14 protein-coding genes are annotated in these 15,436 nt (G+C 56.3%); 11 read left to right on the forward strand and 3 right to left on the reverse strand.

The window, feature by feature from the left end:
* Positions 1-23 precede the first annotated feature (23 nt).
* Both KVT34_RS22765 and KVT34_RS22770 read right to left on the reverse strand, forming a co-directional pair.
* Positions 24-1,817, reverse strand: a complete 1,794-nt coding sequence (locus KVT34_RS22765; protein WP_217561372.1) for a Fe-Mn family superoxide dismutase — start codon at positions 1,815-1,817, stop codon at positions 24-26.
* A 68-nt stretch (positions 1,818-1,885) separates the two neighbouring features.
* A complete protein-coding gene (locus tag KVT34_RS22770) occupies positions 1,886-2,899 on the reverse strand; it encodes an alpha/beta hydrolase (protein ID WP_217561374.1) in 1,014 nt (337 codons plus the stop codon).
* A gap of 298 nt (positions 2,900-3,197) precedes the next feature.
* On the opposite strand from KVT34_RS22770, the gene KVT34_RS22775 reads away from it, so the two are divergent.
* The 4 genes from KVT34_RS22775 (at position 3,198) to KVT34_RS22785 (ending at position 5,761) form a co-directional block, all read left to right on the forward strand.
* On the forward strand, positions 3,198-3,938 hold the full coding sequence (locus KVT34_RS22775) for an IclR family transcriptional regulator (RefSeq protein ID WP_009676919.1): 741 nt from the start codon (positions 3,198-3,200) through the stop codon (positions 3,936-3,938).
* A 76-nt stretch (positions 3,939-4,014) separates the two neighbouring features.
* Positions 4,015-4,146 (forward strand): hypothetical protein, encoded by a 132-nt coding sequence (locus tag KVT34_RS32470; protein WP_302695551.1) that lies wholly within the window; start codon positions 4,015-4,017, stop codon positions 4,144-4,146.
* Between the two features lie 206 nt (positions 4,147-4,352).
* Positions 4,353-5,312 (forward strand): cation diffusion facilitator family transporter, encoded by a 960-nt coding sequence (locus tag KVT34_RS22780; RefSeq protein WP_217561376.1) that lies wholly within the window; start codon positions 4,353-4,355, stop codon positions 5,310-5,312.
* Between the two features lie 245 nt (positions 5,313-5,557).
* Entirely contained in the window at positions 5,558-5,761 is a 204-nt protein-coding gene (locus KVT34_RS22785; protein ID WP_217561378.1) for a DUF1272 domain-containing protein, read from the forward strand.
* A gap of 146 nt (positions 5,762-5,907) precedes the next feature.
* Here the strand turns inward: KVT34_RS22785 and acnA are convergent, their stop codons facing one another.
* The gene (gene acnA / locus KVT34_RS22790) at positions 5,908-8,622 is read right to left on the reverse strand and encodes an aconitate hydratase AcnA (protein ID WP_217561380.1); all 2,715 of its coding nucleotides are present in this window, start codon (positions 8,620-8,622) and stop codon (positions 5,908-5,910) included.
* 268 nt (positions 8,623-8,890) lie between these two features.
* Between acnA and KVT34_RS22795 the strand changes: the two genes are divergently transcribed.
* The 7 genes from KVT34_RS22795 to KVT34_RS22825 all read left to right on the forward strand — a co-directional run bounded on the left by KVT34_RS22795 (position 8,891) and on the right by KVT34_RS22825 (position 15,328).
* A complete protein-coding gene (locus tag KVT34_RS22795; RefSeq protein ID WP_217561382.1) occupies positions 8,891-9,913 on the forward strand; it encodes an amidase domain-containing protein in 1,023 nt (340 codons plus the stop codon).
* A 32-nt stretch (positions 9,914-9,945) separates the two neighbouring features.
* Positions 9,946-11,085: a D-alanine--D-alanine ligase gene (locus KVT34_RS22800; RefSeq protein ID WP_217561384.1), complete on the forward strand. Its 1,140-nt coding sequence runs from the start codon at positions 9,946-9,948 to the stop codon at positions 11,083-11,085.
* Between the two features lie 164 nt (positions 11,086-11,249).
* A complete protein-coding gene (locus KVT34_RS22805; RefSeq protein ID WP_217561386.1) occupies positions 11,250-11,573 on the forward strand; it encodes a hypothetical protein in 324 nt (107 codons plus the stop codon).
* A gap of 220 nt (positions 11,574-11,793) precedes the next feature.
* A complete protein-coding gene (uvsE, locus tag KVT34_RS22810) occupies positions 11,794-12,795 on the forward strand; it encodes a UV DNA damage repair endonuclease UvsE (RefSeq protein WP_217561388.1) in 1,002 nt (333 codons plus the stop codon).
* 220 nt (positions 12,796-13,015) lie between these two features.
* Entirely contained in the window at positions 13,016-13,792 is a 777-nt protein-coding gene (gene fabI / locus KVT34_RS22815; protein ID WP_009676877.1) for an enoyl-ACP reductase FabI, read from the forward strand.
* Positions 13,793-14,000: 208 nt separating this feature from the next.
* Positions 14,001-14,834, forward strand: coding sequence for a hypothetical protein (locus KVT34_RS22820; protein ID WP_217561390.1), 834 nt, complete (start codon positions 14,001-14,003; stop codon positions 14,832-14,834).
* Positions 14,834-15,328 carry a S24/S26 family peptidase gene (locus tag KVT34_RS22825; RefSeq protein WP_217561393.1) on the forward strand — a complete coding sequence of 165 codons (495 nt, stop codon included), beginning with the start codon at positions 14,834-14,836 and terminating at the stop codon, positions 15,326-15,328. Before KVT34_RS22820 ends, KVT34_RS22825 begins: the two co-directional genes overlap by 1 nt.
* Positions 15,329-15,436 lie beyond the last annotated feature (108 nt).

Below are 15,436 nucleotides of genomic sequence, written 5' to 3' on the forward strand. Positions count from 1 at the left end.
TAAGGTGGAGTTGAGATCTTTTTTTAATAAGGAAGCCAGGTGAGCTTGCTGGCCGGCTCGAATCGTTCGTTGACATGATCCCAGTTGACGACTTGCCACCAGTCTTCGATGTATTTGGCCCGGTTGCTTTTATGTTTGAGGTAATAAGCGTGTTCCCACACGTCGAGCACCAGCAAGGGAATGACGTCCCACTGGGACAGATTCTGGTGTTTTTCCGCCTGTAAAATTTCAAGCCGGTGACTGCGCGGGCTCCAGACCAGAATAGCCCATCCGCCGCCTTCCACTTTCTTGGCGGCTTCGGTGAACTGCTTCTTGAACCGGTCGTAGCTGCCGAACGATTTGTTGATTTCAGCGGCAATGGGACCATAGGCTTTCCCGCCGCCGTTCGGTTTCATGATGTTCCAGAAAATCGTATGCAAGTAATGGCCCGCGCCGTTGAAAGCCAGCTCCCGCTCCCAATGCTTGACGAGAGCGAAGTCTCCGCTGTCGCGGGCTTTCGCAAGCATCTGCTCGGCTTTGTTGAGATCGTCGACATAGGTTTTGTGATGCTTGTCGTGATGTTCGCGCATGGTAGCCTCGTCGATATGAGGCTCCAGAGCGTTGTAGGCGTACGGCAGGGGAGGAAGCTTATGCCCGCCTATCGGCACGGGCTTATAAGGTGACAGAGCCGGAACGGTCTGTCCCTGCCCCGGAGTGTGCCCGGAAGCGTGGGCCGGCGGCGGAGCGACGCCGCTCTGCGCCGCCATATCGCTTAGGGGCGGACGATCGCCTTCCGTGCGCGTATCCCAGGGGCCTCCCGGCCCGACAGGCCCGATTCCCGCTCCGGGATAGGCGGATGGCCCCGGCGTGTAGCTCGCCGGAGGACCGGGCGCCCCGACGCCGAAGCCGGGAGGCGCGCCCGGTCCGGGGCCTACGCCCGTCTGCGGGACGGCGAAGCCCTTGCCGCCGGAGGAATACCCCGGCAGTCCTCCTCCGGGTACGGGCGCGGGACCGTCGGAATCGTGACCGGGAACGGGGACGCTGTAAAGCCCGTACTGCCCGGGCCCGGTCCCTCCGCCGGCTGTCATCGGCGTGCTGACGCCTTCCAGCGAGCTGCCGGCGCTGCCGATGGATGTGCTCGGCGAGCCGGCGCCGCCGAGGTTGTAGCCCGGCCCGTCGCCGAAGCCCGACCCGGGCAAGATTACGCCGCCCGGGCCGTAATAGCCGGGCGCTCCCCACGCTCCCGGAGCTCCTGGGGCGCCCGGAGCTCCACCCGGACTCCCGGGCGCCCCGAAAGCGCCCAGACCGCTGTCCCCGGCTTGGCCTGTGTAGCCGCCAAGACCGGAATGAGCGCCCGGCGGCCAATGACCCGGTACGCCGAAGCCCCAGCTTCCCGTACCGTAAGGGCTGCCCTTCTGGGAGGTTTCCAGGCCTTTGAGCGTGCCGAGGAAATACTCCGACTCGCGGATAATATGCTCGATGACCGTTTTGACAACGGGATTCGAGCTGACGGGTTTGCTTTCTTTTTCGATAATCTGCAGAAATTCGATAAATTGAACCGATTGTTTGGTGGAGACATCAATGAGCTGCCGCAGCTGCTGCTGAAGGAAGGGATCGTTGGGATTTTGCGTGCGGATCGCCCATTCCACCCACTGAACGGCTGCCGCCTCCGTCTTGGCGAAAACTTCCTCCCACTCTTTGAGCGCCTGTACATAAACGGGCTCCAGCGCAGGGACCAGTTCGCGGATAACGACGGTATGCTCCTTCTCCTGGGTTTTCCAGAAACGGATTTCTTCTAAAATCCTAAGCGGCATCAAGCTGCCGTAGACCGAAAGCATCAGGACTAACCTCCCCGGAATCAACGTTATTCCTATTTTTATTCCAGGGAGGGGTTGGCCTATTCTATTTACATTTCAACAAAACCGGATTCCGGAAGCTGAGGACGGGAGATCGTTTTCAGGAACCCGAAGGTGCGGGTGATGTATTCGTCGGGTTTCGCCGAGTAGATCAGTTCGTGTTTGCCGGTAGGAAGCATCCAGTAGTTGCTGAACACGTTGTGCTGATTTTTATAGACCCCTTCGGCAATTTCATGGGGGGCCCGTTCATCTTCATCGCCGTGAATGAAATAAATCGGCATCGGATATTCATGAGTCGTGACGGCCTGATACGGAATCTGATTCATGTTAACCCCGTTAAGAAGCGGGAAAAATACACGGACAAGAGGGAGTGAAGGGAATTTAGGAATATTTACATACTGTTTCATATTATGATAAAGCGTATCCGGATTGAGCAGGAATGTGCTGTCCAGAATCATACCGTCGATATCTTTGGTCTGCAGGGCGGCCTGGAGGGCTGTGCCCGCTCCCATGGAGAAGCCCCATACATAGACGCGCTCGGAGCCTTTTTCTTTAATATAATTAACGGCCCCAAGAAGTTCTTTGGATTCCTGGATACCGGCCGTAACGATCCGGTCGTTTTCGGGATGAACGTAGCCGTAATCGAACATCAGCACGTTGTATCCGCTGTCATGAAGCTTTTTGGCAAGAGAATAGATGGGGACCCACAGTTCTTCGCGGTTGCCGCCGTACCCGTGCGAGAAAATGACCGTCTGGGAGGAAGCTTGTGCCGTCGGAATGTACCAGCCGCTCAGCGTGCTGCTGCCGTTCGAGCTGGGAAACGTAACGTTCTGATATGGCAGACCGACCGCTTTCGCAGGGTTCGAGCTTAACGGCGCAATGGTAGGCCGGGCCAGCGTCCAGGCGATAAAACCGTGGAAGCCGAGGATCAGACTGGAACAGAGCACGAAGAAGCAGAGAAGAGAGAGCAGGACAACCTTCTTGCGCCGGGAAATCGATTTAACCGGAATATGGTCCAGCGGTGCGGGTTGTAGGGGAGTCGAGTTAACGGGATTCATGCTCATATAGGTTCCCTCCTTTGGAGAATGGGTCTTTGTTAGGAGAATTTAGTTAGTAGGAACCTGAATAATCAGAAGGTTTATAATTAACTAAATATTCTGAAAAGGACCTCGTGGTACTCTTATATTATGTCAACTTACACGCTTCGTCAATATGTGCAACACAATGTTAATTGTCTTGTAATCTCGCTGTAATACAAGGCTTTCGAGCGGTTTTTTCCTTTGCCTTTCGAGGGTTCATCAAGTATAATAAAAGAAACAGAGTTTCACTATGTGAAACAAAAATAGGCGGTGGTGAAACCCGATGGAGGAAGCAAAATCGACCGTCCGCGCCGTGGAACGGGCACTGGATGTACTCCTGTGTTATACCGACGCAACCGAACTGACGTTAACGGAGATTTCATCCAAAGTCTCTTTGCATAAAAGCACGGTTTACCGTCTCCTTGCGTCCCTGGAGGCGAAGGGATTCCTTGTGAGGGAGTCCGACGGAGACAAATACAGGCTCGGCTTCAGCATCTGGGAACTTGCCGCGCACATGTCCCAGAGCGACGACCCCGGCATGATCCTGCTGCCGGAGATGGAACGCTTGCGCGATCAGGTGAACGAGACGATCTCGCTGTACGTGCGAGACGGCCGGGAACGCGTGCGCGTCCAGGCCGTGCAGAGCAACCACGCGATCCGGCGGGTCGCGCCGATCGGTGCGAGAATGCCCCTGTTCGTCGGGGCATCGAGCAAGATCCTCCTCGCCTTCGGCGAGGCGGAGGTGCAGGAACAGGCGATGCTGGAGGCCGAGCTTGCGGGCATCCTGCGGGAACCGTTCCTGCAGCAGCTTCACGAGACGCGGAAGGCGGGCTACGCCACCAGCGTCGAGGAGCGCGAGCCGGGAGCGGCGGCGCTTGCCGCTCCGGTGTTTAACCGGGCGGGCAAGCTCGTGGCCGCTCTGGCGGTGTCGGGGCCGTCCAACCGGCTCACGCTGGAGGCCATGCTGGAGCAGGCTCCGGTCGTGATGGAGGCGGCCCGGCGGATGGGCACCATGCTGAGATAGCGCGGCATGGGGATGTGCGGGCCTATGAGGCAATCCGGGGAAGGATGGCTGGGGAACTGCCGGAGAAGCATCCGAGATGAGTACCGGAGAAGGACCGGGAGGCGCCGAAGAACAGCCGTCCAACCGGCTGCCGGAGGCGTTCCTCAGCCGAAGCGCCCCTGTCCGGCATCCGGTGCGGGCTAGGCCCGCTGCAGGTCCGTTGTTTTAAATCTTCCGCGGAAGCGTATCAATACATAAGGCCAGCTGAGCCCTCGCCAGCTGGCCTTCGCTTGCCCGCGCGGGAAGGGGAGCATAAGCAGTTTCCCTTTCCGCGATGCCGTTTTCCCCAATATTCGATTGAGGAAGACATGTTCAGGCATTTTTTTCCACCGCGGGGGCAATACTAGATCGGAACATACGGAAGGGGAAGGGTTGATGGAACAGCGCAAGTCGATGATTGCGATCTGGATCAGCCTGATTAGCAATGTCGTCCTGACGGGCATCAAGCTGGTCGTCGGCTGGTTGTTCGGCAGCCAGGTTCTGATTGCAGACGGAATACATAATGCCGGAGACGTGATCGCCACGGCAACGGCTTACAGCTCCATGCGGATTTCCAACCGCCCGGCCGACCACGATCATCCTTACGGGCACGGCAAAGCGGAGGTGCTCGGTTCGGGGGCCGTGGCGCTTTTGCTGGGCGCCGCGGCAATCTATATGGGGTATCATGCCGCTATGGCGCTTCTGGAGCCGCCGGGGGAAGCTCATGTCCTCGCTCTGATCGCGGCGGTTATTTCCCTGGTCTGGAAGCAATGGCTGTACTTATATACGATGAGGCTGGGCAGGGCCGTGAACAGCAAAGGCCTTATTGCCACGGCTTACGATCATTTGGCTGACGTTTATGCTTCTATAGCCGCATCTGCGGGGATCGCACTGGCCCTGGCAGGGGATTACTTTGATGTTCCTTTCTTGGCCTACGGGGATCCGGCTGCCGGAATTATCGTCTCTTTCCTCGTCATCAAGCTCGCGTATACGATGGGGATAGAAGCCGTCAATATTCTGATGGAAACGAACGTTGAAGACGCCAAGCTGCAGCAGTATAAAGAGATCATTGAGTCGTTCCCAGACGTCAAACGCATCGACCGGCTGCGTGCCCGCGAACACGGCCATTACATACTCGTGGATGCACGGATCGGTATCATGGGAACGTTAACGATTCAGCAGGGGCACGATATCGGGCGCAGCATCAAGGAAGCGATCCGGGCCAAGCATCCCGAAGTGGACGAGGTGCTTGTACATCTGAATCCTTGGTACCCGGATGAGGAGCTCAACCCGGATGCCGGCCCCGGAATCACTCATGCAAAAGCGGGGACTAACCCGGGTAACGGAAATAAGTGAAAAGTAACGAAGGCGGCTTTCCTGCGGAAGGAAATGCCGTCTTTTTCTATGCCATGCAAAGAGGAACTTAGGAACGCCGGAGCTTGATTTTAAAAATTAAGTTTTGTACGGTCTTTTACTAAAATTTATAGGATTGCTGCGCCTTTAAAGGTTTAGAAGATGTCTGTATGCGGCGGGTTTTCTTCTATACACTGAAGTTAGATCATCGCATGGAGGATCGAATTCATGTTAAAGGGGATAGGGATATGGGTCTTGCCATGAAAAAGGATTGCCAGATTTGCGGGCACACGCTTGACGCTCAGTCGGAAGCTTACATTTGCGTGCATGAATGCACATTCTGCAAAAATTGCACGGAAGAGAGGGGGCACATCTGCCCTAACTGTTCGGGAGAACTGGTGCGGAGACCACGCACGCCGTTAACTACGGCAGCAGCTTGTCCACTGGGCTAGGAAGAGCGGGAAAGGGAAGCACGCGAGATAGATAAGGTTCTTGATTATCGAGCTTTACTGGAAAGAAACAGCTTCACCGGAAAAGAACCGCACTTTAAACAGAAAAAAGAGAGCCCCGAGGGGCTCTCTTTTATTACATGCTTCTATTAAGCGTTGTACATCATTTGACGGAGTACGGTTTGCAGGATACCGCCGTTACGGTAGTAATCCACGTCCACCATGCTGTCCAGACGAACGATAGCTTTGAAGTCGAACGACGTGCCGTCTTCACGGGTAGCCGTTACGGTTACTTGCTCGCCCGGCTGCACATCATTGGACAAGCCGGAAATTTCGATTGTTTCGCGGCCGGTCAGACCAAGCGTTTTCCATCCTTGACCTTCCAGGAATTGAAGCGGAAGCACGCCCATACCTACCAGGTTGCTGCGGTGAATACGTTCGAAGCTTTCTGCGATAACGGCTTTGACGCCCAGCAGAAGCGTACCTTTGGCCGCCCAGTCACGGGAGCTTCCGGTTCCGTACTCTTTACCCGCGATAACGACGAGGGAAGTATTTTTATCCTGATAGTTCATCGAAGCATCGTAAATCGACATTACTTCGCCTGTCGGCAGGTAAGTCGTTACGCCGCCCTCGGTGCCCGGAGCCACTTGGTTACGGATGCGGATGTTCGCGAACGTACCGCGCATCATGACTTCGTGGTTACCGCGGCGGGAACCGTAGGAGTTAAAGTCTTTTTTGTCCACGCCATGCTCGATCAGGTATTTGCCCGCAGGGCTGTCTACCTTGATGTTACCGGCAGGAGAGATGTGGTCCGTCGTAACGGAGTCGGCAAGAAGCGCAAGCGTTTTGGCGCCGCGGACGTCTTTGATGTCGTCCAGGGACTGGCCAAGGTTTTGGAAGAACGGAGGCTCTTGAATGTAAGTGGAGTTTTTGTCCCACTCGTACAGTTCGCCTTCCGGTACCGCGATTTGGTTCCAACGCTCGTTGGCACGGAACACGTCTTTATATTTCTCGCGGAAAGCTTCGGCCGTAACGGCAGTTGCGACAGCTTCCTCGATTTCTTTGTTGCTCGGCCAGATGTCTTTCAGGTAGACAGGCTCGTTGTTCGTGCCGTAGCCGATCGGATCTTTCGTCAGGTCGATGTTCACGTTGCCTGCCAGCGCGTAAGCGACAACCAGCGGCGGGGAAGCGAGGTAGTTCGCTTTAACCTGCGCGTGAACGCGGCCTTCGAAGTTACGGTTACCGGACAGAACGGCAGCGACCGTCATGTCGTTGTCGGCAACGGCTTGGCTCACTTCGTCCGGGAGCGGACCGGAGTTACCGATACAAGTTGCGCAGCCGTAACCCGCTACGAAGAAGCCGAGCTCTTCAAGCGGTTTAAGCAAGTTAGCTTTTTCCAGATAGTCGGTAACGACCAGGGAACCAGGAGTCAGGGAAGTTTTCACGTAAGCCGGCGTTTTCAGGCCGCGCTCGACGGCTTTCTTCGCGAGAAGGCCCGCACCAAGCATAACGTTCGGGTTGGATGTATTTGTACAGCTCGTGATCGCTGCAATTACAACGGCGCCCGTGCTCATTTTGGCTGTTCTGCCGTCCGCGTATTTCACTTCGACTTCTTCGGCGATTTTTTCGTCGGACAGACCGTATCCGCCTTTGTCTACAGGCGTACGCAGGATGTCGTTGAAAGATTCTTTCATCGCCGTCAGCTCGACGCGGTCTTGAGGACGTTTAGGACCTGCAAGGCTCGGTACAACGGTGGACAGGTCGATTTCGATTACATCGGAGTAGATCGGATCTTCCATGTCTTTCGTACGGAACATGCCTTGGGCTTTATAGTAAGCTTCAACGAGAGCGATCTGCTCTTCGCTGCGGCCCGTGTTTCTCAGGTATTCCAGCGTGCTGTTGTCAACCGGGAAGAAACCGACGGTTGCGCCGTACTCTGGAGCCATGTTGGCAACCGTTGCACGGTCGGACAGGACGAGGTCCTCAAGGCCGGGACCGAAGAACTCGACAAATTTACCGACAACGCCCTTCTTACGAAGAGTTTGAGTGACGGTGAGGGCAAGGTCGGTCGCCGTTGCGCCTTCCGCGAGCTTTCCGGTCAGTTTGAAGCCGATAACTTCAGGCGTTACGAAGTACAGCGGCTGTCCGAGCATACCGGCTTCGGCTTCGATACCGCCAACGCCCCAGCCTACGATACCGAGACCGTTGATCATGGTGGTGTGGGAGTCGGTACCTACCAGGGAGTCCGGATATACGGTCGTTTCGCCGTCTACGGTTTTGGTAGCCGCAACGGAAGCGAGATACTCCAGGTTTACCTGGTGAACGATACCGGTTGCCGGAGGTACGGCACGGAAGTTATCGAATGCGGTTTGCGCCCAGCGCAGGAAGCGGTAGCGTTCTTCGTTACGCTCGAATTCAAGCTCCATGTTGGTTTCAAGCGCCATACCGTTACCGAAAGCGTCGACCATAACGGAGTGGTCGATTACGAGGTCAACGGGTACGAGCGGGTTAATGCGTTTAGGGTCTCCGCCTGCGCGTGCAACGGTGTCTCTCATTGCCGCGAGGTCAACTACAACCGGTACGCCGGTAAAGTCCTGCAGGACGATACGGGCGGGAATGAAAGGAATTTCTTTATTGTGGTCGGCGTTTTCGTCGCCCCAAGTTGCGATTTGCTTCACGTGTTCGTCCGTGATGGCGCGGCCGTCGTATTGGCGGATCGCGGCTTCAAGGAGAACTTTAATGGAGAAAGGCAGTTTGGAAATTCCGGCGAACTGCTGCTGAAGATCCTGCAGGCTGTAGTAGTGGTAAGATTTACCGCCTACCGTCAACTGCTTGCGTACGTTAAAAGCGTCTTTTTGCGGCATTGCAAAGCCTCCCTTATGATCTTTGAAATGGCGAATTGAAATTTGTCCGGGTCTTACGTTTGATTGGTTGGTGGTGTTTCATCTGATGAAACTCAATTTCATATTTCGCTATATCCATAGTATACCGTGTTCCCCCTGCCGCGTAAAGAATAAAATGACTCATTTTTATTTGAAATTTTTCATATATTTAAGCGAATATCCACGCGTATTACCCATGCGTATAAGGCCGGTCCCCGCAGCGGACTGTAGGCTCTTGGGAGGGAAAGGCATGTCCTGGAAAACAGCGCTGTACGATTATCTGCACGCACGCAATACGGCGGAAACGGAAGCGTCGGCCGGAGTGCTGGCAAACGTGGTGGAAGACGAACGGTTCAACCGGGAAACCGAAGCCCGGTATCGCCGGCTGACCGAAAGCCGCAAAGAACGCGGAGTCAAGGCACTGCGCGGAGAAACGCGGCTTAAGCTTCAGCATGTGCGCGAACACGAGGAAGGCGTTACCGCGGATGTCGAGTGCCGGCGGCAGTTTTTTTACGAACAAGGGGGCAGGGAGCACAAGGAATGCATCGTCATCCGGGAACGGGTCGGCTTGATCCGTAAGGGACCGCGCTGGAAAATCGCGCAAATTTCGGCCCGGGAGAGCGAGCGGGAAAAAACGAGACAACCGTACTCCTGGCTGGCGGAGGAAGGAATTTACACGCCCGAAGGTGAAATCTCCTCGTCGCAGCCCTACCTGAATTATAGTATACTGAACCATGTCGGAACTTACCCCGAAACCCGGAAGAAGCTTTACGATCGCGCACGAGCGGTCAAATATGCGGACACCTGGTGGAACGGGTACAACCCGGCTTTTATTGAATTCGAAGTGGATTGCACGAGCTACGTCTCCCAGTGTCTCTTTGCAGGGGGATCACCGATGAACTATACTGGGAAAAGAGGCGCCGGCTGGTGGTATTCGGGCAAGCAGGGCAGCCGGGAGCTTTGGAGCTACAGCTGGGCGGTCGCCCAGGCTCTGCAGCTTTACGTGCCCGCTTCCCGCAGAGGCTTGACGGGAACGCTCGTTTCCTCGGCCGCCGAACTAAGGCCCGGCGATTTTATCAGCTATGACTGGGACGGGGACGGACGGTTTCAGCACAATACGTTCGTGACCGCACTGGATGCGGGCGGCATGCCGCTCGTTAACGCGCATACCGTCAGCAGCAAACACCGCTACTGGGATTACAAGGACTCGTACGCGTGGACGGATAAAACCCGGTATGCCTTTGTCCGTGTTTCGGATGAAATGGATGGATAAATAAAGATTATGGAATCAGGCGGAGGGGAAACATGAGCCGGAAATTGCGGATAGGACTGATCTATGGCGGTAAATCCGGGGAGCATGAGGTATCTTTGCAAACCGCGCATGCCGTCATTGGAGCATTGGACGTATCGAAGTATGAAATTACTCCTTTCTATATTACAAAGCAGGGAGAATGGCGCCGGGGAGCGGCTCTAAACGGCCGGGTGGAGCGCAAGGAGCTGCTAGCTTTCGACGCTTCCGAGGGCGAAGCGGCCGGTGCGGCACTGGCTCCCTTCTTCTCCGGTCTTACGAGTCAGGCGGACGGGGTACTGGCCGAAGTGGCCGCCGCGGGCGAAGCCGCCCGGGAGGAAGCCGTCGATGTCGTGCTGCCGCTGCTGCACGGTACTTTCGGAGAGGACGGCACCATCCAGGGGCTGCTTGAGATGGCGAACATTCCGTACGTGGGAGCGGGCGTGCTCGCCTCGGCCGTCGGAATGGACAAAGTCGCCATGAAGAAAATGTTCGCGCAAGAGGGGCTCCCGCAGTGCGTGTACCGGCATTTCACCCGCTCCCAGTGGGAGAAAGATCAGCCGTTCTTCTTGATGGAAACCGAAATTTCCATCGGCTATCCGTGCTTCATCAAGCCGGCCAACCTGGGTTCGAGCGTAGGCATTTCCAAAGCCCGTAACCGGCAGGAGCTGATTGAAGCGGTGGAGTATGCCTTCCAGTTCGACCGGAAGGTGATTGTGGAAGAATTCGTGGACGCGCGGGAGATTGAAGTCGCCATCCTCGGCAACGAAGAGCCCCTGGCCTCCGTTCCGGGCGAGATCGTGTCTTCCAGCGAATTTTACGACTACAAGGCCAAATATGTCGACGGCAAATCGACGATGGTCATTCCGGCGGAACTGCCGGAAGAAACCGCCGCGCAGATTCGGGAACTCGCCATCCAGGCGTTCCAGTCCATCGACGGATCGGGCCTGTCGCGGGTCGATTTCTTCCTGACCCGGACGGACGGCCAGATTTATATCAATGAGATCAATACCATGCCGGGCTTTACCCCGTTCAGCATGTATCCGCTTCTTTGGAAGGAAACCGGCAAACCTTACGCGGAGCTGCTGGACGATCTCATCCGGCTTGCGCTGGAACGCCACGCGGCCAAACAGCAAATCAAATATACGGTGGAGTAACGGCTTTGCCGGATACCGATTTCGCATGCAGGGGAGCAGGTGTGCCGTCCGCAGGTACATCATCGCGGGCCCGGGAAACCGGAGGCTGGCGATGATGCCGGAGAGCGGCTTTCCCGCATGAGCTTTTAGCAACGACTACTATTTCGATCAGCCGGGAGGGCGCTATGGGCTTTCAAACCGAATTTAATTCCGTATGCAAATTCAAATCCGAACAGGAACTGTACGAGCTGTTGGAATACGGGCGCTGTAAAATGCGCAAAAGCGGGTTCCGCGTGTATCCGACCGGCCAGAAAGTAATCGCCTATTCACCTGCCAACGAGGCGGTGGCTATCGTAAAGATCAGCGCGTCCATCGCGGAAATCACTTTTCAGGGGGATGAAGTTACCCTTGTGGAGATGGATCTGGTGCGCAAGCTGACCGAGGAAGAGGCGCGCGTGCAGACGGCGCTGGCCGACGAGATGTTTTTCGGCGAACAAGGAAGGAAGTAAGAAGAGGCGTTTCGGACAAGGACACTCCGTTTCGTTTTATACCATTTAATATGAAAAGCAGCTTTGATCTCGGCTCCGGTTGAGAAAACGGCTGCTTTTTGTTTTGGGCCGCTGAAATTTCGGATCGTTAAAATTTTGCCTCCATAACTATAGTAGCGCCTTTTATTCTGGGCATCTTATCATTAAAGACCAATCAGGAGCAAGGATGTGACCAACGGCCATGATCGTACGCCTGGGGTATGTGGCGATGTCCACGGAAGTGAAGAATGCGTCCCCGTCCAAGACGATGACGGCAACGCTGTTCAGCCAGTTGAATGACCGAGAAGCCGCTGTCCGCAAGCTGGAGAGAATAGGAGCCGAGAACCTTCACAATACGCTCCGGCTGCTTAGGCATAACCGTGCTTACGATATTAAGGTGTACCGCTATTCGTCCAAACTGATTCCCCTGCTGGGCCATGACATGCTGGAAGGCTGGGATCCGATCCCGGCTCTTGCCGCGGAATTTAAAGAGGTGGGGGATTACGCCAAGCTGCACGGTATGCGGACGAGCTTCCATCCCGATCACTTTACGGTTCTCAGCACCCCCCGCAAAGATGTCCTGCTCAAGTCTTATGCGGACCTAGAGCGGCATGCCGCGATGCTGGAGGCAATGGGACTCGGAGAGGACGCCAAGCTGAACATCCACGTAGGCGGAACTTACGGAGACAAACCGAAAGCGGCCAAGCGGTTCGTGGCTCATTTTGCCGATTTGAACGAAAGCGCCCGGCGCCGCCTCACTCTGGAAAACGACGACAAAACGTTCACCGCCCGCGAAACGCTGGAAATCTGCGAGAAGGTCGGAGTGCCCATGGTGCTTGATGTCCACCATCATCAAGTGAATAACGAGGGAGAGGACATTCTGGAGCTGTGGCCCCGAATCCAGGCGACGTGGGAAGGGCAGCTCTGCGTCTCGCTTCCGGATAGCGCGGATCAGCCGCTGCCGCCAAAAATCCATGTGTCGAGCCCCAAGAACGATAAAGACATCCGAAGCCATGCGGATTATGTGGAAGCCGGTCCTTTGCTGGAATTTTTCAGAGGCATTGCCGGAATCACTCCGCGGCTCGACGTTATGATTGAAGCCAAAATGAAGGACGCCGCTCTGTTTCGTCTAATGAAGGATCTGGAACCGGAAAAAGGCGTAGACATCCTGACAGAGGCTTCCGTGCAAATAAACGTTCCGTAGGTTCGTGCCGGAAACGGTGAAGGCAAGGGAATCGGACTCTGCGGGATGATGGCCTACATAGGCCGTGTTTTTCCGCTTAAACATGTAAAAATCTCGGGAATTCCGGGTTAATCCGGTAAAGCCGCATGTTTTTGCCGTGTTCTTCTTGTCTTTGCGGGTCAAATGGGGTACCTTGTTAAAGTGAAGGATTGTCCAATTCGAACCGAGAGGAGATTGTCGAATGACGACATCGGGTTTATTGAACGGCAAGAACATTCTGGTTATGGGGGTTGCCAACGACCGCAGCATCGCATGGGCGATTGCGCAATCTTTGGCGGCTCAAGGCGCGCGCCTCGCATTCACTTACGAGAGCGAGCGTGTGGAAGAGCGTGTACGCAAATTGGCCGGTAATATTCCGGATTCGCTTATTTTGCCCTGCAACGTAACGGTAGATGAAGATCTCGTACGCCTGGCTGATACGCTGAAAGGCGAGTTCGGTGTTCTGCACGGAGTGGTGCACAGCATCGCGTTCGCACGCACGGAAGAGCTGGAAGGCATGTTCGTGGATACGTCCCGAGACGGCTACGCTCTGGCACAGGACATCAGCGCATTCTCGCTGGTTGCGGTGTCGAAGCACATGTATCCGCTGATGACGGAGGGCGGCAGCATCATGACGATGACCTACCTCGGCGCGGAACGCGTTATGCGCAACTACAACGTGATGGGCGTGGCTAAAGCGGCGCTGGAAGCAAGCGTACGTTACCTGGCTGCCGATCTTGGCCAGCACGGTATCCGTGTGAACGGCATTTCGGCCGGTCCGATTCGTACCCTCGCCGCCAAAGGCATTAAAGATTTCAACTCCATCCTGCATCAGGTGGAAGAAAAAGCGCCGCTGCGCAAAACGACGGAAACGGCGGAAGTCGGCGATACGGCCATGTTCCTGATGAGCCATCTGTCGCGCGGCATTACCGGCGAAATTATTCACGTAGACGGCGGTTACAACATCGTAGGCGCGTAAAACCGCGCTGCCTGCAAGGAATAGTCCTTCCGAAAATTTGCAATTCCATACATACACGAAAACCCCTTTGGGCGGTTACACCTTGAGAGAATGGGAAGGTGCGCGCCGTTTGCGGGGGGTTTTTGTGTTTTTTGTGGTTGTGAAGAGGTCCGATATCAGGTAAAATTTATGAAAATCAAGCTTATATTGCAAAAAGAGAGGGCCCTCCATGACGCGTTTTATAACCCGGATCGGAAATGAGCGGATCGGCATTGAAACGGACTCTCCGGTACTCGGGGAGTGGTTGAGAGAATCATTTGACAGAGGCTTCGGAGACGACGGGGAAGAACCGCGTCTGCGGCTGAATATAAAAGGCGGCTACGGCGTGCCGTTTGTCGATTTCGACGTTGCCGCGGAGAAGCGCGGCGGTAAGGTTATCTATACCCGGGCCGATTACCGGATCGAAGCGGACGAGGACCTCAGGGCGGCTTCCGTAGCGGTTCAGGACGAGTTCGCGCTGAAGCATGCGCTGATGAACGTCTACAGCGCTTTCCTCATCCGCAACGGGCTGGGCCTGCTGATGCACTCTTCGTGCGCCGTTCAGGACGGCAGGGGCTACTTGTTCGCCGGGCCTTCCGGAGCAGGCAAATCGACGGCCGCGCTGCTGTCCAGGCCGCGTGTCCTGCTCAGCGACGAGGCGACGGTGATTGCTCTCCCCGAAGCGGGACCGGGCGGCGGAGCGGAAGCGTTGGCGCTGGCGCACAATTCGCCTTTCCGCAGCGATTCGCGCTGGGATATCGGCGAGGGTATCCCGGCTGCTCCGCTGGAGGGAATGTACGTGCTCAGGCAATCGGAGGAAGTCCGGACGGAGCCGATGAAAGCGGCGGACGCCCTGCCGATCGTCATGAGCCAGGTCTTCTTCTGGACGACGGGGGCAGAGGAGACGCGCGCTGTGATGCAGTTGTGTATGCGCTTCCTCGAGCGGGTACCGGTGCAGGAGCTTTTCTTCCAGAAGAACGCTCTCTTCTGGGATGTCATTGCTCCCCGGAAGGCCGGCGTCTGATGGGCGGAGAGGTCCACAGCGGCCTCGGCAGCGGAGGATTCGGCGCCGAGGCGCTTGTCGTGCGGCGCGCCCTGGAGCTTAAAGGCCGCGTGGAGATCCCGTCGCGCGGCACGAGTATGCGGCCGCTGATCCGCGAGGGCAGCGTCTGCGCGTTCGTGCCGGTGGCGGCCGCGGATCTCCGCAGAGGCGACATCGTCCTCTTCGAAGGCGAAGAGGGCGGGCTTATCGCCCACCGCCTGATCCGGCGCGGAGGAGAAGGCCCGCAGGCTCCGCTGCTCTGCAAGGGCGACGCGAACATCGGCTTCGACCCGCTTGTGCCCGCCGCGAAGGTGCTGGCCCGGCTGGAGACGATAAGCCGGGACGGCCGCGTATCGTCGAGGCTGTCGCCCGGCTTCCGGATCTGGGGCCGGATTATGACGGCTTTTCCGGCACTGTCGCGGGGGTTCCGTCTGGCTTCGCGGGTTGCGAGGAGGCTCCGCGGACAGAGAAATTGACCGGCGGATGAATATGCCGCGCGTGCGGCTTTACTTTTTGGCAGATCCTACGAGGAAATTTGGGTGAAACGATGTGGCACGGAATTCGTTTCATTTACTATACTAGAA

The organism is Paenibacillus sp. GbtcB18, assembly GCF_019091125.1.
Lineage (GTDB): Bacteria > Bacillota > Bacilli > Paenibacillales > NBRC-103111 > Paenibacillus_F > Paenibacillus_F chitinolyticus.